Consider the following 21515-nt stretch of genomic DNA (forward strand, 5'->3'; position numbering starts at 1 on the left):
CGCTACACACGTGTCGCAGAAATTAAACCCGTCAAATGGGCCAGATTTTTAACACCGATCTTGATATGCGCCAAAGGCCGCGCTTTGACCAGTTTCTTGTTCATATAGGCCTCGAAGGTCAGGCGCTGCACATCAATATCGTGACACAGGCTGACAAACCGCTCACGCCGCTCGTCGGATCGGTAATACGCGTTTTGCATCGCACCCAAAACTTTGAACACGCCCTTATGTTCGCGCATGAACAACCGCCGCGCCAGATCTAGGTCTTTGATACGGCCTGATTGCAGCTTTGCTGCGGCGGCTGTGGCCGCCACACGGCCACCCACCATGGCATAATAAATTCCCTCGCCCGAAGAGGGGGCAACCACCCCTGCTGCATCGCCCGCAAGCACGACATCGCGCCCATTGTCCCAACGGTCGAGCGGTTTGAGGGGAATAGGCGCCCCCTCGCGGCGAATGGTTTTACAATTGGCTAGATGTGAAAACGCGCGCAAATCAGCGGTGGCTTTTTTCAAATCAACCTCTTTATCCATCGACCCCATACCAATGGATGCGGATTTCCCATGTGGGAAAACCCAACCATAGAAGTCAGGGCTGATCCGTCCGTCATAGACCACATCACAACGATCCGGGTCATAAGCATCGGTGCCGCCTTCGGGGGCCTCGACAATTTCGTGATAGGCAATGACGTAAGGAATGCGATCACCGCCCTTGACCTCGTCCCGCGCTACGTTCGAGCGCGCGCCATCCGCCCCAATGACCACCGCACAGGTCAAACGGCGGGTGTCGCCTGTTTCTTTGTCGCGATAGATGACATGTGTGCCTTGTGCATCGCGTTCGATCTTTGTGTAGGTGCCTGTGAAACGCTCGGCCCCTGCGTCGGCGGCGCGGGCACGCAGAAATTCATCGAAATTTTCCCGATCCACCATGCCAACAAAGCCGTTTTCAATCGGGATATCCACTTTGCGCCCTGTTGGTGAGATCATCCGCGCCGTTGTGATCTTCGCAACGATCTGCGCGTCTGGAATGTCGAAATCAGCGATTAAGCGGGGTGGGATTGCACCGCCGCAGGGCTTGATCCGTCCTGCGCGATCCAACAAAGCAACACGATGGCCAGACAGCGCCAGATCATGTGCGGCGGTCGCCCCTGATGGGCCACCCCCTACGACTACAACATCATAATCCATTTTATTCTCCTGGCACTGAAAGGGGCGTGGAAAGTCTTGGTTGCGCGGGCCCTTTAATCACGCGTGCCGCCATAAGGGCGGATGCGATATAAAGCGCGGCCTCGAATAAAAACACGGCGGCAAACCCATCGGCATCGCCCATCACAGGGCGCGCCAGATCAACAAGGGCGGCGCCGATCAGACCACCAAACCCTGCGGCAATTGCTTGGGCTGCCCCCCAAAGGCCCATTCTTGTGCCTTCGCGGGCGGCGCGGCCTTCGCCTGCAAGCGCCATCATAGATCCGATGGCCGCAACAGCGAAAACGCCGTTGAAAAACCCCATGACCACCACAGCGGGCAAAAGCGGTGCGCTTGGCCCGATTTGACCAAGCCATGCAATCACGAGGAGCGCGGCAGCAGACCCTAAACACCCCCCCACCACCCATTGGCGGAGGCTGCCAAGGCGCAGCGCGGTTCCCGCAACGCCCACTAAGACCATACCCAAAAACACGCCGCCATTTTGTGCGCCAGAGAGGGAGGTTGATTGACCTGGGGTGAAGTGAAACACGAGGCCCGAATAGGGTTCTAGGATCAATTCCTGCATGAAATAGGCAGACATGCTGAGGAACACGAAGATCGTGAAATGGCGCGCTTTGCGCTCGGCCCAAATTTCGCGCAAGCCCTCCAAAAAGGGCGCGGATTGTTCTTTGGCGCGGGCGGTGACCTTCGCTTCAATACCCCAGATCGACAAAATCGTCAGACCCACCGCGCCAAATGATACCACGCTGACCACAGCCATCAGTCGCGTATGGCTATAGGGGTCGAGGAATTGACCAGCGACCCCAGCGGTTACGGCAATGCCGAATATCATCAAAAGCCATGTGATGGTGGCCGCAGCAGGACGGCGCGCAGGGTCGGTTGCGGTTGCCAAAAGCGCCAAAAGTGATGTGCCAGATGCCCCAACCCCAACACCGATCATCACATAGGCCAAGATGGAGACGGATAGGCCGAGCATGTAATGGCTTGCAAAAAGCGACAGCGCATAGGCCGCCAAAACTGCGCCGCTCGCCAAAATAGCCATGCCCCCGATGATCCAACGGCTACGTGACCGGCCTGTATCGGAGCGATAACCCCATTGGGGTCGAGTGATTTGAATGGCGTAATGCAACCCAACCAAGAGGCCGGGCAGGATCGCAGGCAGGGCCAATTCCACAACCATTAGGCGGTTTAGGGTCGAGGTTGTTAAAACCACAATTGCGCCAAGGCACAGCTGAATAAACCCAAGTCGAATAATCTGCACCCATGTCAGGCTCATGCCGCTATCCCCCCAAGCCGCGCAGGCCAAAGGCCGCGATCATCATGCCCGAGACATAAAGCGAGACGCCTGTGGCATTATACCAAGGCGCGCGTTCTTTTGGGTTTTGCATTAAAACCTGCATCGCGGCGATTTGCGCCAACAGCGAGGCCGTTATGAAAAAGCCGAACCAAGGCCTGTCCCAGTGGAACATCAAAAGAATGACGATGAATTGGGGAATGGCCATCACCCATGCCGCCACTAATGCGGCGCGGCGTGGGCCAAGGGTTACGGGCAGCGAATTCACGCCCATTTGGCGGTCGCCTTCCAAGGCCTTAAAATCGTTGAGCGTCATGATCCCATGCGCGCCAATCCCGTATAGAAGCGCCGTTATCACGATGGGCCAAGACGGCGCACCTGCCGATAAAACCGCAGCGCCCGTGAACCAAGGCAAGCTTTCATAGGACAGACCAACCAATCCAGGCCCCAAAATGCCAGATCTTTTCAGGCGCACAGGCTCGGCGGAGTAGGCCCAAGCAGCGGCGATCGCCACAAGCGTTGCGCCAAATCCCCAAGGGCCAAGCGCAAGCGCGATGATGGCGGCGGCGCCTGACATGAAAATTGCAATCCACAATCCCCATTTCCCAGGGATGCGCCCCGAAGGGATGGGGCGATAGGGTTCGTTGATCGCGTCCACATGTCGGTCGCACCAATCATTGGCTGTTTGGCTCATCCCGCAGACAATCGGCCCCGCCAAGATAATACCCAAAGCCAAGCCCAACCAATGGCCTGAAGTTGCCGCTCCTGTAGAAATTGCGCCGCAAAGATAAGCCCACATTGGGGGAAACCATGTAATGGGTTTAAGGAGCGTCAAGACGGCGCGTGGTTCAGGAAAGGCACGCGGGGTCTGGCGGGTATGCGTGTCGGTCGTTACGCTCATACTGTCAAGTTACACTGACAGTAAGCGACTCGGCAAGTGTAAACTATACTTGACGCACGCGCCAAAAGACGCGCTATGCCCAAGTTTTAAGGGGGATTTACTGGCTGTTCTTGTTCAAAAGCCCGTATTTGCGCAGTTTCACATAGAGTGACTGACGCGACAGGCCTAACATCTCGGCGGCTGCAACGCGGTTGTTATCCGTCAATTCTACGGCGGTTTCGATGCACATCTTCTCAACCACATCGGTGGTTGCTGCGACAATTTCTTTGAGGGGTGCGGAGCCCACCAAGTCCATCACATTGCGCATCGCATCATCACCTACAGGCGCGCCTGCAGGAAGCGGTGAGCTTGGCTCGCGCACAACTTCCATTCGAGATGTGTCACGGATCACAAAGGCAAAACCGCCCATGGATTGACCCATCATGTGGGTTGCAGAAATCTCGACCGAAAGCTCTGAGCCATAGCTGCCCTCAAGCCGCGTGGAATAAACTCGCATTTTCCCCGCGCGCGAGGCGTTGTCGATCAACACTTTCATGTCAACGCTGCCGCGGATCAAAAACTCACTGAGGGATTTTCCGCGAATATCGCTCAGCCGCGCTGTATCGCAGAGGCCAAGGAACGCGTCATTCGCAGATTTTATGGTGCCGTGGTTATCTGTAAAGACAATCGCATCTGCACCATGTTGATAGAGGATTGCCATCGCCTCAGACAGCTCGGCAGCGATCACCTCAGAGGTGCCATCAACTTCAATCCGACAGAGCAATGTATTGTCGCCCGCAGCACGGAACAGCGATGGATAAAGCGATAAAGATTTATTCTGTCGCTTGGTCGTGACAATCATCGGCCCACCGATGCTGTCACCTGCGCGCGCCACCAAGGTTTCGATGAATTCAACCCGCCGTTTGCCTTCAAATTCAGTGGCAAAGGTGGCGCCAGTTAGACTATCAGCTGTGCCACCCAGCGCCTGCGCGGCGGCGGTGTTAAGATCGGTGATCCGACCAGAATTCACATCCACCAAAATAAGCGCATCGCGCGCGGCTTCCATGATCACGCGGTAGCGTGTTTCGTAATCGCGGTGGGTTTCGTAATCTTTTTCAAGGGCAAGCTGTGCTTTGACCAAGCGGTGCTGCAATTCCGCAATTGGGCGCAGATCGCGGCCAAGCATGAGAATAACATCATCCCGCCCCGTTTTGTGGAGCGTGTAGCGAATTGGGAATTCCCAACTGGCATTGTCGTGGTGATTGACCTCAATCGCTTCGACTTTGTTTTTCTTGCCGCCCCGATAGGCCTCGAGCTGTGCCTCTAGTTTGGATAGCGAATCTTCGGCCATGAATTCGCGAATATCGCGGTCTTTCCAATGGTCGAGACGGCCCAAACTGGGGTTCAGGGGATTGGTGATAACCGAACGCACAAGACCAGATGTGTCTAGCACAATCGCTAAATCCGCCGCAGTCGCGACAATATCGTTAAAATGCTCAGGTGCGATAGGCGAGCCTGCGGGCTGATCCCAAAAATCTGTTCCGCGCGTGTTCATACGACGTTCCGTCCGTTTCCGTTACCTGTTCTCGGTCGCATCGTTTCGTTCAGTGCCTTGCAACGCTTCGGCGGGCCCAACGTCTGTTTTTGTTAGCCCACAAAATTCAAGCGCAGCTTCGATATCAGCGGTCGCGAAGTCCGCCCCTGTGATGCCGACCGTATCGAGGCCAGAGTCAATAATAGACCCCCCCACGATGACGGGCGTTATACGAGGAACGCTCTGCTTTATTATTTCCACCAAATCCCTTACGGATGCAAGCGTTCTGCGTCCAGCCGCCGTGACACCTATCATGTCATACTTAAAACGCTTCACCCGCTCGGCAACCTGCCGTGCGTGTTGAGACACGGAAATATGAACATCGTAACCACGCCGTCTAAGCTGATCGGCAACAACAAATACACCGAGCGTATGATGCTCAGGATACGGAATAACCAATAGAATCGTGCCGCGGTTTTTGACAATTTCGCGGCGTTGCTGCGTGGTCAGTCCACGCACTGTTTCCTGCAATCGGGCCGAGCCGATGGAAACTTCGGCAAAGCTCAAACTGTCATTGGCCCATCGGAACCCCATCAAACGGGCGGTCGCGGGAATGACATAGTCAATGGTATCCTCGATGCTGACACCTTCTTGGGCCAGCTTGGTGAGGGCATCGTGACGATGCGCCTCTTCGGGCGAGATGAATGCCTCTGATAAGGTTTCAAGGCGGCGCGCGAGGCCCTCGGGGGTGGGTGCTGATTGACGCGCCAAAACAGAAATCGCGGCCTTGGCCAGCGAAGTAATTTCTGCCGTGCGTTTTTCCGTCCCTTTGCGGGACGTAGCGTCACCGTCTTGGGTCATTCGGCTCCTCACCACCAACAAGACTGAAGAGAAGGCAGTCTTACTGGCCTGTGTTAAAAGATCGGGGCGATCTTTTTCCTTGTATTGGCCGCTATAGTCGCGGCCCGTCATCTGTCCGCCGCGTGTGTTGCACAACCGCTGCCCTGTCTCAAGGGCAGTTGTTTCGCCTGCAAGTGTCTCGCAAACGACCGCATCTGTCAAAGAAAATTGACAATTCCCTTGCGTCAACAAGCGCCAAAGCGCCGATGGGCGCCTTGGATGCAAAAAATATTGGGAAATTAGCGCTCGTGCACAGGGCCATTACCCTTGCAAAACTGGCGACTGTCAAGTTCAAGACTGTAAGTTTTAATTGACACTTTACCCCTTTGAGGGCTAGCCTTTCCTTAATTGACAGACTGGAATCAAAGACAAATGCCATCGGATAGTCTGACAGTAAGCCCGTCACGCAAGCTTTACAGCGTGGATGAGCGCGCAAGGCGTGACGCAACCATCTGGACGTTGGTTCAGGGGATTCTTGCGCCGATTCAGTTTGTTGTCTTTCTTGTATCGCTTGCGCTGGTCGGACGATTCTTGATCACGGGCGCGGGCTATGACCTCGCCACATATTCCATCATTGCCAAAACGGCGGTGCTTTTGACCATCATGGTGACAGGCGCGATTTGGGAAAAAGTGGTGTTTGGCCAATATCTTTTCGCCCCTGCATTCTTTTGGGAGGATGTGGTCAGCTTTCTCGTGATCGCATTGCATTTGGCCTATGTGGCGGCTTTGATCCAAGGGGTGCCTGCGGTTCAGCAAATGTGGATCGCGCTCGCGGCCTATGCGGCCTATGTAATCAACGCGACGCAGTTCCTCTATAAGCTGCGCCAAGCACGGCTGGAGGGGGACAGATGAACACCCCTGCACCAATCAAGGCCCAAAGCTGCGCCGATGCGCCCGTTCTAAAAGAGCGCGGACAGCGCGAGGTATTCTGCGGCCTGACGGGCATCATCTGGCTTCACCGTAAAATGCAGGATGCGTTTTTCCTCGTTGTCGGCAGCCGCACCTGCGCGCATCTTTTGCAATCTGCGGCGGGTGTGATGATTTTTGCCGAACCCCGTTTTGGCACGGCAATCCTCGAAGAAACCGATTTGGCGGGCATGGCAGATGCCAATGACGAATTGGATCGCGAGGTCGCACGGCTGTTGTCGCGCCGTCCCGATATCAAGCAGCTTTTCCTTGTGGGCTCGTGTCCTTCTGAGGTGATCAAGTTGGATCTCGCCCGCGCGGCCGAGCGTTTGACGACCGCCCACGCCCCCCATGTGCGGGTGCTGAATTATTCGGGCAGCGGGATTGAAACCACATTTACTCAAGGCGAGGATGCTTGCCTTGCCGCGATGGTGCCTGTTCTGACGGAAAGCCAAGCGCGGGAATTGGTCTTGGTTGGCGCCTTGCCCGATGTGGTCGAAGATCAGGCGATCACGCTTTTGTCGGAGATGGGCATTGGCCCGATCCGTGTTCTTCCGTCCTCGCGTGCTGAGGGTGCGCCTGAGATTGGTGAAAATACCGTCTTTGCCTGCCTCCAACCGTTTTTGGGCGACACGACAGCCGCACTTGAGCGGCGCGGCGCGCGGCGGATTACGGCGCCGTTTCCCTTTGGGGAGGAAGGCACAACCCTATGGCTGCGCGCCATCGCCGATGAGTTTGGCGTAGATGACGCCACATTTGCCCGTGTTACGGAGGCCCCGCGCGCGCGCGCCCGTAAGGCCATTGAGAATGCAAGCGCGGCTTTGCGTGGGAAATCCGTGTTCTTCATGCCCGACAGCCAGTTGGAAATCCCACTTGCGCGTTTCTTGACCCGTGAATGTGGAATGGAGGCCGTTGAGATCGGCGCGCCCTATATCCATCGTGGCTTGGTTGGCCCTGATTTGGCGTTGATCCCTGAGGGGCCGCGCATTTCAGAAGGGCAGGATGTTGATGTCCAACTTGACCGCGTGCGCGCTGCGCGACCCGATTTGACGGTTTGCGGTCTGGGTTTGGCAAATCCCCTTGAGGCCGAAGGTCTGAGCACAAAATGGGCGATTGAGCTGGTCTTTACCCCCGTCCATTTCTACGAACAGGCGGGTGATTTGGCAGGGCTCTTTTCACGCCCCTTGCGCCGCCGCGCGATCCTCGAGCAGGGGGCCGCGCGATGAAATTGACCGTCTGGACATATGAAGGCCCACCCCATGTTGGTGCCATGCGTGTCGCGACCGCGATGCGCGGTCTGCATTATGTGCTGCACGCGCCGCAAGGTGATACCTATGCGGATTTGTTATTCACGATGATTGAGCGGCGCGACCACCGCCCGCCTGTCACATATACAACATTTGAGGGGCGCGACTTGGGCGCAGATACCGCGGGTATCTTCCGCGATACCTGCCGCGCGGCCTATGAGCGGTTTGTGCCTCAAGCCATGATTGTGGGGGCCTCTTGCACCGCGGAATTGATTCAAGATGATCCCGGTGGCTTGGCTGAAACCATGGGTCTGCCTATCCCTGTGATCCCATTGGAACTGCCGTCTTATCAGCGCAAAGAAAACTTCGGCACCGATGAAACGTTCTTTCAAATCGTAAAAGCCTTGGCCAAACCCATGCCGCGCAGTGCGGAGGTTTCGGTCAATCTTCTTGGCCCCTTGGCGCTTGGGTTTCGGCATCGAGACGATATTGAAGAAATCAAACATCTTCTGGCACAAATGGGCATTGCCGTGAATGTTGTTGCCCCATTTGGTGCAACGCCTGAGGATATCGCGCTATTGGGTGCGGCCCATGCCAATATCCTGATGTATCCTGAACATGCCGAGGCTGCGGCACGGCATCTTGAGCGGGTCTGCGATCAACCTTACACAAAAACTGTGCCGATTGGCGTAGGCGCGACCCATGATTTCGTGAATGAACTGGCTCAAATCTGCGGTGTAGAGCCAAAAATCGACACAACCCGCCTTCGCCAACCTTGGTGGAGTAAGTCAGTCGACAGCACCTATCTGACGGGCAAGCGCGTGTTTCTATTCGGGGATGCGACCCATGTGCACGCCGCCGCCCGCATTGCCCGTGATGAGATGGGGTTCGAGGTGGTTGGGCTTGGCTGCTACAACCGCGAATTTGCCCGGCCCATCCGTGCCTTGGCCAAAGAGTTTGGTCTAGAGGCCCTGATCAGTGACGATTATCTCGCCGTTGAGCAAGCCATCGAAGAAGCCGCGCCCGAGATGATCCTTGGCACCCAGATGGAGCGTCATATCGGCAAGCGTTTGGGTATCCCCTGCGCCGTGATCTCGGCCCCTGTGCATGTGCAAGATTTCCCTGCCCGCTATTCGCCCCAGATGGGATGGGAAGGTGCAAATGTCATTTTCGATACATGGATTCACCCGCTTGTGATGGGTCTTGAGGAACATTTGTTGACCATGTTCCGCGAAGATTTCGAATTCCATGATGACGCGGGCGCCAGTCACCACGGGGGTAAGGCTGTGGCGCCCTCTGCCCCTACGCCCGAGGTTCACGAACATGCACAAGACACGGGCTCTGATGTCATGGTTTGGCTCGCTTGTGCGGAAAAAGAATTGAAGAAAATCCCGTTTTTTGTGCGGGGTAAGGCCAAACGGAATACCGAAAAATTCGCAGCCGAGCGCGGCATGTCTGAGATCAGCGTAGATACGCTTTATGAGGCGAAGGCCCATTATGCGCGGTGATGGTGATCATATCCCCGGCTATCGCGTGGTCATCGTCACGTTGGATAGCCACGCCGCAGGCCCTGCTGCCCGCGTCAGCGAACGGTTGTCGGGCGAGTTTCCAGGGCTGTCTCTCTCCGTCCATGCCAGTGCCGAATGGGCCGAAAACCCCGCCGCCTTGGAAGAGGCGCGTTTGGCTGTGCGCCATGGCGATATCATTGTTGCCAATCTTTTGTTCATTGAGGAGCATATCACCGCAATCTTGCCCGACTTGCAGGCCCGCCGTGATGCCTGTGATGCGATGATTGGGGTGATCTCGGCTAAAGAGGTCGTATCGCTGACCCGTATGGGTGAGTTGGATATGCTCAAGCCCGCCTCAGGCGCGATGAAGCTTTTGAAGAAGCTGCGTGGCTCATCCAAACCAAACGCCAATTCTGGGCATAAGCAGATGACCATGCTGCGCCGATTGCCAAAAATTCTGCGCTTTATTCCCGGTAAGGCGCAGGATTTGCGCGCATGGTTTTTGACGATGCAATATTGGTTGGGTGGCTCGGATGATAATGTCGAGCAAATGATCCGCTTCTTGGTGGGTCGCTATTCCAGCCAATGTGATCTTCATGGTGCAGAGGCTGAAGCGCCGATTGATTACCCAGAACTTGGGCTCTATCACCCTGACTTGCCGCATAATGGCATTACCACCGATCTCGCTGATTTGCCCCAGCCTGAAAATCCGATTGCGACAGTCGGCTTGTTGATGATGCGCTCTTACATTCTGGCGTCTGACACCGCCCATTATGATGGCGTGATCCGTCAAATGCAGGCAGCAGGTTTAGCCGTGGTTCCCGCCTTTGCGGGTGGGTTGGATGGCCGTCCTGCAATTTCCGAGTATTTCACGAATGATCGCGTGGATGCGATGGTGTCGTTGACGGGCTTTAGCCTCATTGGTGGCCCCGCCTATAATGACAGCGCGGCGGCGGTTGAGGTGCTGCGCGATCTCGATTTGCCCTATATCGCGGCGCACCCGATTGAATTTCAGACTTTGGGCCAATGGGCCGCATCAGGTGGTGGGCTTGGCCCAGTTGAGACTACGATGCTGGTTGCGCTGCCCGAGATTGATGGCGCGACAAATCCCACTGTTTTTGGTGGTCGCCATGGTGCGGAAGGCTGCCAAGGGTGCAGCCATATGTGCCAAGCCAGTGCCTGTCAAAAGGCGATGGCCCCGTGCCATGAGCGTATCGCGTCATTGGTTGAAAAAACCGCACGTCTGGCGGTTTTGCGGCGTAAGGCGAACCGCGACAAACGGATTTCGGTTGTTCTCTTTGGTTTTCCGCCCAATGCGGGCGCTGTGGGAACCGCGGCCTATCTTAGTGTCTTTGAAAGTCTCTATAATACGCTTTCGACCCTGAAATCCGAAGGGTATCAGGTTGACCTGCCCGCTTCTGTCGATGATTTGCGCGCAGCGGTTCTTAAGGGCAACGCGGCGCAATATGGGCAAGAGGCCAATGTGGCCGATATTGTTGATGCAGACACGATCTTGCGCAACACGCCCCCCTTGGCCGCGATTGAGGCGGCGTGGGGCCCCGCGCCTGGTAAGGTGCAGTCAAACGGCCGCGGTGTGTTCATTTTAGGTGCCCATTTTGGCAATGTCTTTGTCGGTGTGCAGCCCACCTTTGGCTACGAAGGTGATCCAATGCGCCTGTTGTTTGAGACAGGTTTTGCGCCCACCCATGCCTTTGCGCAATTTTATCTTTGGTTGCGCAATACGTTTAAGGCAGATGCGATTTTGCATTTTGGCATGCATGGCGCGCTTGAGTTTATGCCTGGAAAACAGGCGGGGCTTGGCGCGCGCGATTGGCCTGATCGTTTAATCGGCGAAGTGCCGAATATTTATCTTTACGCCTCAAATAACCCGTCCGAGGCAACTTTGGCCAAGCGGCGCTCTAATGCCGTTACAGTCACGCATTTGACCCCACCTTTGGCGGCTTCGGGTCTGTATAAGGGCCTGTCCGAGCTAAAAGATAGCCTGTCGCGCTATCGCAGTCTTGCTCCTGATGCGCATGAGCGCGCCGACCTTGCCGCGCTGATTGCGATGCAGGCCGAAGCGGTCGATTTGGATGGCAGCAACCCCGATCATCTGTGGTTGACCCTGCTTGAAACGGAAACGGCGCTGATCCCAGACGGCTTGCATGTCATGGGCCGCCCCATGGGGGATGCGGAACGGGCGGAACATGTGCGCGTGATGGCCGAAACAGACCCTGAAACGCTGGATCGGATCGATCAATTGCTGCAAGAGGATCACGAATTGCCTGCGCTGATGCGCGCCCTTTCGGCGCGCTATATCGCGCCTGTTGCGGGTGGCGACCTCATCCGCAGCCCTGATGTTTTGCCAACGGGGCGCAATATCCACGCTTTTGATCCGTTCCGTATGCCCACCGCGTTTGCGATGCAGGACGGTGCGAAACAAGCGCAGCGTTTGCTCGATGCGGCGGGTGATTTGCCCCGTTCAGTGGCGATTGTTCTTTGGGGATCTGACAACATTAAATCTGATGGTGGGCCGATTGCGCAGGCGATGGCGCTGATGGGCGCTGCCCCCCGATTTGATGGATATGGGCGCCTCTGCGGGGCTGATTTGATCCCGCTTGCCGAACTCGGCCGTCCGCGCATTGATGTTGTGATGACGCTGTCGGGTATCTTCCGCGACCTTCTCCCCCTTCAGACACGGATGTTGGCAGAAGCGGCCTATAAGGCTGCAACGGCGGATGAGCCCTGCACAGAAAATTTCATCCGCGCCCATGCCCTCGATTATGCGCAGAAAATGGGCTGCGATATCGAGGACGCTGCCTTGCGCGTGTTCTCAAATGCTGAAGGGGCCTATGGGTCGAATGTCAACGCCTTGGTCGATAGTGGCGCATGGGGTGAAGAGGACGAACTGGCCGATGCCTATGAAGCGCGCAAAAGTTTTGCCTATGGCCGTGACGGGAAGGCCAAGAAAAACGCAAGCCTCCTTCAGGCCGCTTTGGGCGATGTTGATTTGGCCTATCAGAACCTTGAATCGGTCGAATTGGGCGTCACCACCGTTGATCACTATTTCGACACTTTGGGCGGTATTTCGCGTGCGGTTAAACGGGCAAAAGGCAGCGATGCGCCTGTGTTCATCGGCGATCAAACCCGCGGTGCGGGCATCGTGCGCAGCCTGCAAGACCAAGTGGCGCTTGAGACGCGGTCGCGCAGTCTGAACCCGAAATGGTTCGAAGGGATGTTGAAACATGGCCACGAAGGCGTGCGCCAGATTGAAGCGCAAGTGACCAACACGCTTGGGTGGTCGGCGACCACAGGACAGGTCGAACCTTGGGTGTATCAACGCCTGTCTGAAACCTTTGTCTTGGATGAAGAGATGCGGCGGCGTTTGTCGGCGCTGAACCCACAGGCTTCTGTGCGGATGGCAAACCGCCTTCTTGAGGCGTTTGAACGCAATTACTGGCAGCCCGATGATGAAACTTTGGCCGCGCTTCAGGCCAGTGCCGATGAGTTGGAAGACCGACTCGAAGGCCTGGATGTTGCAGCGGAATAGGAGAGACCACGATGCTTGACCATAAAAATCCCCCAGCCGCCCGCGCAAACGCGCGAGAGGCCGAAGGACTGGCCAAGCGGGGCTTGGCCACCCCCCCAATTTTGCGCAAGGGCGAGGATGGGGATGGATCGATGCAGGTGCATCAGGATGCAAGCCTGAAGATCGAAGGCGCGCAGGTCTTTGCGGTTTATGGCAAGGGTGGGATTGGCAAATCCACAACCTCCTCAAACCTATCTGCCGCGTTCAGCAAATTGGGCAAGCGCGTTCTGCAAATCGGCTGTGATCCAAAACATGACAGCACATTTACCCTGACGGGGCATTTGCAGCCGACTGTGATTGATATCTTGAAGGATGTCGATTTTCACGCTGAAGAACTGCGCCCCGAGGATTTCGTGACCACGGGTTACAATGGCGTCATGTGTGTCGAGGCAGGCGGCCCCCCCGCTGGCACGGGCTGCGGCGGTTATGTTGTGGGTCAAACAGTGAAACTGCTGAAACAGCACCACATGTTAGACGAGACGGATGTCGTCTTGTTTGATGTTCTGGGCGATGTGGTCTGCGGCGGGTTCGCTGCACCCTTACAGCACGCCGACCGCGCGCTGATTGTCACCGCCAATGATTTTGACAGCATCTATGCGATGAACCGCATCATTGCAGCAGTGCAGGCCAAATCCAAGAATTACAACGTCCGTCTTGCGGGGTGTGTCGCGAACCGCTCGCGCGACACCGATGAGGTGGATCGTTACTGTGCAGAGGTGGGGTTCCGCCGCATTGGTCATATGCCTGATGTGGATGCCATTCGCCGTTCCCGCCTCAAGAAAAAGACATTGTTCGAGATGCCCGATGATGAGGATATCGTTCAATGCCGTGCAGAATATATCCGTTTGGCTGAAACGCTTTGGGCTGGCACAGAACCACTTGCGCCTGAACCCTTGGAGGATCGGCGTATTTTCGAATTGCTCGGGTTTGATTGATGGTCGCAACGCCGACATATGGCGCGACCCGCGCCCGTGTTGAAGAATATTTCGACAGAACCGCCACCAAAACATGGGAGCGGCTGACCTCGGACGCGCCTGTCTCGCGCGTGCGCCAAACCGTGCGCGAAGGGCGTGATCAGATGCGCGCGATAATGCTTGGACAATTGCCCGAGGATTTGACGGGATTGCGCATTTTGGATGCAGGCTGTGGTGCGGGGCAGATGACCGCTGAACTGGCTGCGCGGGGCGCATATGTAGTCGCGATTGATATCTCGCCCTCCTTGGTCGAAATCGCGAAAAAGCGCCTTCCAGAAACTTTGCAATCTCAGGTCGAGTTTCGCGCAGGCGATATGCTGTCCCCTGATTTGGGCAGCTTTGATCATGTGATCGCGATGGACTCGATGATCTATTACGAGGCGCAAGATTTGGGCCGCGCCTTGGCGCAGCTCTGTCCGCGCGTTTCTGGTAAGGTCGTGTTCACTGTTGCGCCGCGCACAGCGTTTTTGATGGCCTTTTGGGGTTTGGGAAAATTGTTCCCGCGCTCGGATCGCTCGCCCGTGATGATCCCGCACACGGCGAAATATCTGCGTCATCATACGTCACGAACAGGCGCAACAGGCTCGATTTCAGAGGTCGCGCGGGTCTCGCGCGGGTTTTATATCTCTTCTTGTTTGGAGTATGTGAAATGAGCGCCTTGTCTCGCATCTCCACCAAATTCTTGCCCTTTGCAGATGCCGCAAGTGACGCGCTGCCTTTGGCACAATTGCTGCGCTTGTCCCTGTTTCAGATCTCCGTTGGGATGGCGGGGGTGATGCTTTTGGGCACGCTGAACCGCGTGATGATCGTAGAGCTTTCATTGCCCGCAACATTGGTGGCGATCATGGTCGCCTTGCCTGTGTTGATTGCGCCGTTTCGTGCCTTTTTGGGTCACAAATCGGATCACCATCGCAGCGCGTTGGGGTGGAAGCGGATCCCTTATTTGTGGTTTGGCACGCTGTGGCAGTTTGGTGGTCTCGCCATCATGCCCGCAAGCCTGTTGGTTTTGGGCGGTGATGTTGTGCACGAGGTGCCCTTTGCAGGGGAGGTTCTTGCGGGGCTTGCCTTTGTCATGACGGGTTTGGGGATGCATATGACCCAAACTGCAGGGCTTGCTTTGGCTGCAGATCGCGCGACCGAGGACACACGGCCACGGGTCGTGGCGTTGCTCTATGTCATGTATTTGGTGGGCATGGCGGTTTCAGCCCTCGTAATTGGCTGGCTGCTGCGCGATTTCTCGAGCTTGACCCTGATCCGTGTAGTGCAAGGCGCCGCTGTTGCGACCTTAGTGCTGAATATGATTGCCCTTTGGAAGCAGGAAAAAGTCCGTCCGATGACCAAGGCCGAGCGGGAAGAGCCTGCGCCAAGTTTTGGCGACGCATGGCGCGATTTTGCGCGCGGCGGCCCTGCGGGCAGGCTTTTGGTTGTGGTGTTCCTTGGCACCATGGCCTTCAATATGCAGGATGTCTTGCTCGAACCTTATGGCGGCGAAATCCTTGGGTTGAGCGTATCGAAAACAACGCTTTTGACCGCGACATGGTCAGCGGGGGCCTTGGTTGGTTTCGCGTTGGCCGCGCGTTGGCTGTCAGACGGTATCAACCCCTATCGGATGGGCGCGCGCGGGATATTGGCGGGGCTTGCCGCGTTTTCCGCTGTGATTTTTGCAAATCCGATGGCGTCTGAATTTATGTTCTTCTTGGGCGCCTGCCTCATTGGTTTTGGCGGCGGCTTGTTTTCAGTTTCAACGCTCACCGCCGCAATGACCATGCCCGCCGAGGGCAGCGCGGGCCGTGGCTTGGCGCTTGGCGCGTGGGGCGCGGCTCAGGCAACGGCCGGAGGTTTGTCCATCGCAATCGGTGGTGGCCTGCGTGACACGATTAACCAGATCGCCATCTCTGGTGGCTTGGGCGAGGCGTTGAATAGCCCTGCCACGGGCTATTCGGTCGTCTATCATTTTGAAATTTTGCTTCTGTTTTTCACCCTTGTCGCTTTGGGCCCGCTTGTGCGGACGCAAAGCACATACTCGCGCGGGGAGGCCGGCAAGATCGGGCTCGCCGACCTGCCCACGTAACCGCCGAACCTAGGAGGATAAAATCCATGGAAAATGCATTTTTCGGCAATTTTGATCTGGCCAGCCTGTCTATTTGGCTGTTTTGGATCTTCTTCGCCCTACTGATTTACTATCTGCAAACTGAAAATATGCGGGAAGGTTATCCGCTGGAAAATGATGATGGCAGCGTTGCCGCCAATCAGGGGCCTTTTCCTTTGCCAAAGGAAAAGACATTCAAACTGATGCATGGCCGCGGTGAGGTCACTGTTCCAGGCAAGGATGTGCAAGCGCGTGACAATCTGGCCCTGCGTCAGACCAATGCTGCGAATGGCTATCCGTTTGAGCCCACTGGCGATCCAATGGTTGATGGTGTTGGCCCCGCAAGCTGGGCAAAGCGCCGTGACCTGCCCGAATTGGACGGCCATGGTCATCCGAAAATTGTCCCTATGGGGCAGATGGATGATTACCGCGTTTCAGCGGGTCGTGATCCGCGTGGCCTTACGGTTATCGCGGGGGATGGCGCTGCGGCAGGCACTGTGACCGATATGTGGGTCGATGCGCCTGAGCAATTGGTGCGGTATCTTGAGGTTGAAGTTGCTGATGGAACCGCTCGCTTGGTTCCGATCCAGATGGCCAAGATCAAATCTGACCGCGTTGTCGTCAATTCGATCTTTGCAGAGCATTTCACCAAAGTTCCTGTCACCAAGTCACCCAATCAAGTGACCTTGCTTGAGGAAGATAAAATCTCAGGCTTCTACGGTGGCGGCACGCTCTACGCCTCCCAAGAGCGGACAGACCCGCTTTTGTAATTTCTCACCACCTCTAAAGGAGGACGACCCATGCCACATGACGACTTTCAGACCGAGCCTGTTCGTGGTTTGCCCGAAAAGCCCCCTGCTGGAGAAGAAATTCTTTGGCAGGGCGCACCCCATTGGTTTGCTCTGGCGAAAGACGCGCTGAGTTTCTGGTGGGTCGTTGGATATTTCATATTCCTCTTCGCTTGGCGCACCACATCTGGGGCTGCCGTCACCTCATGGGCCGACAGTGCGATTGCTGCATCCTTCTTCTTGGTGCTTGGCGCGATTGTGGCGGTTCTGCTTTTGGGTGTGGCCTATGTCCAAGCCAAAGCAACGGTTTACACAATCACAAACCGCCGTGTTGCGATGCGGATTGGTGCAGCTTTGACGATGACGTTGAACTTGCCCTACCGTCAGGTGGCCAATGCGAATTTGGGACTGCGTAAGGATGGGACTGGCACGATTGCCTTGGAATTGATGCCATCCAATGTGCGGTTGTCCTATCTGAACACATGGCCCCATGTGCGGCCATGGGTGATGAAAAACACCCAACCTGCGTTGCGTTGCATTCCTGATGCGCAAAACGTGGCTGCGATCCTGTCTGAGGCGGCAGAAACCGTGGTCAGCCAGCCCGTTGTCAAACGTGATCCTGCGCCAAGTGGCGCGGTTGCGGCAGAATAAGGGGGATCTGATTATGGCAATGAGCCCTGAAGACAAACTGGTCGAACGTGACCGCGAAATGGTGCCCAAGGTTCTGGTGCGCGCAATGTTTGTGCTGTGCGTGAGCGTTCTTGTCATCGTGACCTATGCCAAGCTGACGGATCGCCCGCTCGCGGCAATGCCCCCATCCGCTGATGAACTGCCCGTTGTGGAAGAGCGGTTGATCCAGATTTTCGGCACTATGGATGGATCAGCACGCGTGATGGATACCGAAGGCAATGTGATTGTCACCTTGAGCAAAGAGGAAGGTGGCTTTGTCGCGGGGATTTATCGCGTGCTTGAACGCCGCCGTGGCGCTGTTGGCGCATCTGGCAGCGATCCAATCCGTTTGGTTCGAATGGCCGATGGCCGCCTCGCCCTACGCGATGATCTGACGGATTTCCGCACCGAGCTTTATGGCTTTGGCGCGGATAACGAGCGGGTTTTTGCCCGCATCATGGAGGAATGACCCATGGGATGGATGACCAGAACGACCGAAACGGCCCCTTGCGAGGTTGAGGTAAGCCACAAATTCGAAAGCCTGCACGCGCATGTGAAATTTTTGAACGGCGCAACCATTAATCCAGGTGACGAGGTATTGGTGCATGGCGCGCCAGTGATGGCGCCTTATGGCGAAGTGGTGTGCGAAACCCGCACCGCCACGATCACCCGCGCCAGCAAAATCGAACAGCTTTGGACAAAAATGACAGGTGATTTTGAGTTCATGGAGCTGTGCGAATTTAGTTTCTCAGAGGAGGTTTCGCTATGAATGTCCAAGCAAAACATTCCGCAGATGCGACCACCGTTGAAGACGCTTTGGCGGCACGCAATTACGAACAAGCGGTGGTTGACAGTGAAAGCGCAACCGCGCTTGCGATGCAAAACACGCTTTTGACCCCGCGGTTTTACACGACCAATTTTGACGAATTGGATGCGATTGATGTTTCATCAGTCCGCAGCGATTGGGATCAGCTGATTGATCAAATGAAATCCGACCCCAATAAGGGCCATTTCAAGAAAAACGAAGATTGGGATCACATCGACTGGGATGGAATGGAGCCAAAGCTGAAAAAGGAATTCATTGATTTTCTTGTTTCCTCCTGCACGGCCGAATTCTCGGGCTGTGTTCTCTACAAAGAAATGAAACGGTGCGGCAGCAATGAGGATATCACCACATTGTTCCAGCTGATGGCCCGTGATGAAGCCCGCCATGCAGGTTTTATCAATGACGCGCTGCGGGAAGCTGGGATTGCGGTGAATTTGGGCTTTTTGACCCAAGCCAAGAAATACACCTATTTCCAACCGAAATTCATTTATTACGCCACATATCTGTCTGAAAAGATCGGCTATGCGCGCTATATCACCATCTTCCGCCATCTTGAGGCGCATCCTGAACATCGGTTCCATCCGATTTTCAAATGGTTCAAGGAATGGTGCAATGATGAGTTTAGCCATGGCGAGGCATTCGCGCTGTTGATGAAAACTGATCCCAAGCTGACGCGCGGCGTGAATGTCTTGTGGATCAAATTCTTCCTCACCGCCGTTTTCGCAACGATGTATGTGCGCGACCACCAACGCCCCGCCTTTCACGAGGCTTTGGGTGTAGATCCCGATCGGTATGGCCACGAAGTGTTCCGCAAGACCAGTGACATCTCAAAGCAGATTTTCCCAATCACTTTGGACATTGATCATCCTCGTTGGCAGAAAGGTTTAACGGCCTTGCAAGCCGCCAATGCGGATTTGGCCGATGCCAAGGCGCACGGCAAATTCTTCAAGCGAATTGGCGCCAGCATTCGTGCGGGTCTGGCCTTTGTGAACCTGTTCACGATCCCTGCGAAATCTCATGCCGTGCCTGTCAGCACGCGGATGGAGCCTGTCTATTGATCGCGGCTGCGCTGCATAATCCTTGGGTGGCGGCCTTGGTCGCCTTGTTCCTGTGGTGGTTTTCCACAGGGGCAATCCTTTTTCTTGTGCGGCGCGCAGATCAGGCAGGCCGTCAGGCCCGAATTTGGGCCGTTTTGATGAACCTGCCCTTTTTGATCTTGGGTGCGGTTGGGTTCTTGGAATCCCGCTATGACGAGAGCCTAGCCGGGGTTTATGTAGCGTTTTTATCTGCCATCGCGCTTTGGGGGTGGATCGAGCTTGCCTTTTTGACGGGTGTCATCACGGGCCCCAATCGCAACCGCCTGAGGGATGGGGTTCCTGAATGGGAACGCTTTATCCGCGCATGGGGCACCATTGCCTATCATGAGCTTCTGTTGGTGTTCATGATGGTGACGATGATCCTGTTTAGTCTGGACGCCGTGAACCCCTTTGGGATGTGGACATTCGCAATTCTGTTTTTCGCGCGGATCAGCGCCAAGCTGAACCTTTATCTTGGGGTGCGGAAAATCAATGTGGAATTTATTCCCGAACCCCTGAACCATTTGCCAAGTCACTTTCGCACCGCGCGGATGAATTGGCTGTTTCCGCTCTCGATCACGGGCCTCAGCTTTGCCGCTGCCTGTTGGATGGAGCGGATTTGGAGCGCGCAAACCATGTCGCAAGAGATTGGTTTCGCTTTATTGGCAGCCCTGACCATGCTCGCTTTGTTAGAGCATTGGTTCATGGTTCTGCCCCTTCCTGATGAACGGCTGTGGCGGTGGATGCTTCCGTCTCGCCAAAGCAATGGCCAAGACGGCCCCCAGATCGCCATTTTGCAAAATGAGGACGTGCGATGAATTTTGACAAACTCTTTCAGAGCCAGTTGGACACCCTGAAACAAGAGGGCAATTATCGCGTCTTCGCAGAATTGCAGCGCAAATGTGGAGATTTCCCCCGCGTCCAAAATCACGGCGAAGGTCAAGAAGAAGTCACTGTTTGGTGCTCGAATGACTATTTGGGCATGGGCCAGCACCCCGATGTGATCAAGGCAATGATCGACACAGTCGAGGCCTGCGGCACGGGTGCAGGTGGCACGCGCAATATCTCGGGCAATGCCTATCACCACAAATTGCTCGAGGCGGAATTGGCTGACCTGCACGGTAAGGAAGCGGCCCTTCTGTTCACCTCGGGCTATGTTTCAAATTGGGCCGCCTTGTCGACTTTGGGCAGCCGTCTTCCGAATGCGGTGATTTTGTCGGATGCGTTGAACCACGCCTCTATGATTGAGGGCATCCGTCATGCACGATGCGAAAAGCGGGTTTGGAAGCACAACGATGTCGCTGATTTGGATCGGCAATTGGCAGAATTGCCCGCCAATGCGACCAAGATTGTCGCGTTTGAATCGGTCTATTCGATGGATGGTGACATTGCGCCGATCCGCGAGATCGTCGAAGTGGCTGAAAAGCACGGCGCGATGACCTATCTTGACGAGGTTCACGCGGTCGGCATGTATGGCCCGCGCGGCGGCGGCGTCGCCGAGCGCGAAGGGCTGATGGATCGCATCACCCTGATCGAAGGCACGCTTGGCAAGGCCTATGGTGTGGTCGGTGGCTATATAACGGGCAGCCATGCATTGGTGGATTTCATCCGCAGCTTTGCCAGCGGGTTTATCTTTACAACTGCGCTGCCCCCTGCCGTTGCGGCGGCCGCGCGCGCCTCGATTCATCATCTGAAAAACTCAAGCTATGAGCGCGACATGCAGCAACGCCAAGTTGCCCGTTTGCGCGCCCGCCTTGATGCCGAAGGCATCCCGCATGTCAACAATGCCAGCCACATCATTCCTGTGATGGTGAAAGACCCCGTGAAATGCAAAATGTTGTCGGATATTTTGATGGAACAATTCGGCATTTATGTGCAGCCAATCAATTATCCTACAGTTCCCAAAGGCACCGAGCGCCTGCGCTTTACCCCTGGCCCTTTGCACACGGATGAGGACATCGAATATCTCGTTTTGGCCCTGAAAACACTCTGGAAACAATGCGCTGTTTCGCATGCAGTCGCGTAGATGT

19 protein-coding genes are annotated in these 21515 nt (G+C 55.8%); 14 read left to right on the top strand and 5 right to left on the bottom strand.

Translation table 11 applies throughout. The annotated features are described in order from the left end of the window. Positions 1-2: 2 nt before the first annotated feature. From AAC621_RS06775 to AAC621_RS06795, 5 genes are all read right to left on the bottom strand, one after another. Positions 3-1187 (bottom strand): geranylgeranyl diphosphate reductase, encoded by a 1185-nt coding sequence (locus AAC621_RS06775; RefSeq protein ID WP_340253532.1) that lies wholly within the window; start codon positions 1185-1187, stop codon positions 3-5. A 1-nt stretch (position 1188) separates the two neighbouring features. Then, a complete protein-coding gene (locus AAC621_RS06780; RefSeq protein ID WP_340253535.1) occupies positions 1189-2481 on the bottom strand; it encodes a BCD family MFS transporter in 1293 nt (430 codons plus the stop codon). Between the two features lie 4 nt (positions 2482-2485). Further along, positions 2486-3400 carry a chlorophyll synthase ChlG gene (gene chlG, locus AAC621_RS06785; protein WP_340253538.1) on the bottom strand — a complete coding sequence of 305 codons (915 nt, stop codon included), beginning with the start codon at positions 3398-3400 and terminating at the stop codon, positions 2486-2488. A gap of 97 nt (positions 3401-3497) precedes the next feature. Then, positions 3498-4934, bottom strand: coding sequence for a transcriptional regulator PpsR (gene ppsR, locus AAC621_RS06790; protein ID WP_340253542.1), 1437 nt, complete (start codon positions 4932-4934; stop codon positions 3498-3500). Positions 4935-4955: 21 nt separating this feature from the next. Next, the gene (locus AAC621_RS06795; RefSeq protein WP_340253545.1) at positions 4956-5975 is read right to left on the bottom strand and encodes a cobalamin B12-binding domain-containing protein; all 1020 of its coding nucleotides are present in this window, start codon (positions 5973-5975) and stop codon (positions 4956-4958) included. Between the two features lie 210 nt (positions 5976-6185). Here AAC621_RS06795 and bchF point away from each other — a divergent pair, with 210 nt between their 5' ends. From bchF to hemA, 14 genes are all read left to right on the top strand, one after another. Next, entirely contained in the window at positions 6186-6665 is a 480-nt protein-coding gene (gene bchF, locus AAC621_RS06800) for a 2-vinyl bacteriochlorophyllide hydratase (RefSeq protein ID WP_340253548.1), read from the top strand. Beyond that, entirely contained in the window at positions 6662-7945 is a 1284-nt protein-coding gene (locus AAC621_RS06805) for a ferredoxin:protochlorophyllide reductase (ATP-dependent) subunit N (RefSeq protein ID WP_340253551.1), read from the top strand. The genes bchF and AAC621_RS06805 overlap by 4 nt, the downstream gene beginning before the upstream one ends. Further along, positions 7942-9474, top strand: coding sequence for a ferredoxin:protochlorophyllide reductase (ATP-dependent) subunit B (bchB, locus tag AAC621_RS06810; RefSeq protein WP_340253554.1), 1533 nt, complete (start codon positions 7942-7944; stop codon positions 9472-9474). Before AAC621_RS06805 ends, bchB begins: the two co-directional genes overlap by 4 nt. Further along, complete coding sequence (locus AAC621_RS06815; RefSeq protein ID WP_340253557.1) at positions 9464-13024, top strand: magnesium chelatase subunit H; 3561 nt, start codon at positions 9464-9466, stop codon at positions 13022-13024. Before bchB ends, AAC621_RS06815 begins: the two co-directional genes overlap by 11 nt. A 131-nt stretch (positions 13025-13155) precedes the next feature. Beyond that, the gene (gene bchL, locus AAC621_RS06820; protein WP_340256384.1) at positions 13156-13998 is read left to right on the top strand and encodes a ferredoxin:protochlorophyllide reductase (ATP-dependent) iron-sulfur ATP-binding protein; all 843 of its coding nucleotides are present in this window, start codon (positions 13156-13158) and stop codon (positions 13996-13998) included. Beyond that, on the top strand, positions 13998-14690 hold the full coding sequence (bchM, locus tag AAC621_RS06825) for a magnesium protoporphyrin IX methyltransferase (protein WP_340253560.1): 693 nt from the start codon (positions 13998-14000) through the stop codon (positions 14688-14690). The genes bchL and bchM overlap by 1 nt, the downstream gene beginning before the upstream one ends. Continuing rightward, positions 14687-16108, top strand: a complete 1422-nt coding sequence (locus AAC621_RS06830; RefSeq protein ID WP_340253563.1) for a PucC family protein — start codon at positions 14687-14689, stop codon at positions 16106-16108. The genes bchM and AAC621_RS06830 overlap by 4 nt, the downstream gene beginning before the upstream one ends. Before the next feature lie 26 nt (positions 16109-16134). Beyond that, a complete protein-coding gene (gene puhA / locus AAC621_RS06835; protein WP_340253566.1) occupies positions 16135-16896 on the top strand; it encodes a photosynthetic reaction center subunit H in 762 nt (253 codons plus the stop codon). A 30-nt stretch (positions 16897-16926) separates the two neighbouring features. Continuing rightward, positions 16927-17565 carry a photosynthetic complex putative assembly protein PuhB gene (puhB, locus tag AAC621_RS06840; RefSeq protein WP_340253569.1) on the top strand — a complete coding sequence of 213 codons (639 nt, stop codon included), beginning with the start codon at positions 16927-16929 and terminating at the stop codon, positions 17563-17565. Positions 17566-17578: 13 nt separating this feature from the next. Beyond that, complete coding sequence (gene puhC, locus AAC621_RS06845; RefSeq protein WP_340253572.1) at positions 17579-18052, top strand: photosynthetic complex assembly protein PuhC; 474 nt, start codon at positions 17579-17581, stop codon at positions 18050-18052. A 3-nt stretch (positions 18053-18055) separates the two neighbouring features. Further along, positions 18056-18352: a hypothetical protein gene (locus AAC621_RS06850; protein WP_317657116.1), complete on the top strand. Its 297-nt coding sequence runs from the start codon at positions 18056-18058 to the stop codon at positions 18350-18352. Further along, entirely contained in the window at positions 18349-19467 is a 1119-nt protein-coding gene (gene acsF / locus AAC621_RS06855; protein WP_340253575.1) for a magnesium-protoporphyrin IX monomethyl ester (oxidative) cyclase, read from the top strand. Before AAC621_RS06850 ends, acsF begins: the two co-directional genes overlap by 4 nt. Further along, positions 19464-20303 (top strand): putative photosynthetic complex assembly protein PuhE, encoded by an 840-nt coding sequence (gene puhE, locus AAC621_RS06860; protein WP_340253578.1) that lies wholly within the window; start codon positions 19464-19466, stop codon positions 20301-20303. The genes acsF and puhE overlap by 4 nt, the downstream gene beginning before the upstream one ends. Next, complete coding sequence (hemA, locus tag AAC621_RS06865; protein WP_340253581.1) at positions 20300-21511, top strand: 5-aminolevulinate synthase; 1212 nt, start codon at positions 20300-20302, stop codon at positions 21509-21511. The genes puhE and hemA overlap by 4 nt, the downstream gene beginning before the upstream one ends. Positions 21512-21515 lie beyond the last annotated feature (4 nt).

Origin of the sequence: Roseobacter sp. HKCC-CH-9208 (genome assembly GCF_037805125.1) — a bacterium.
Taxonomy (GTDB): Bacteria; Pseudomonadota; Alphaproteobacteria; order Rhodobacterales; family Rhodobacteraceae; genus M30B80.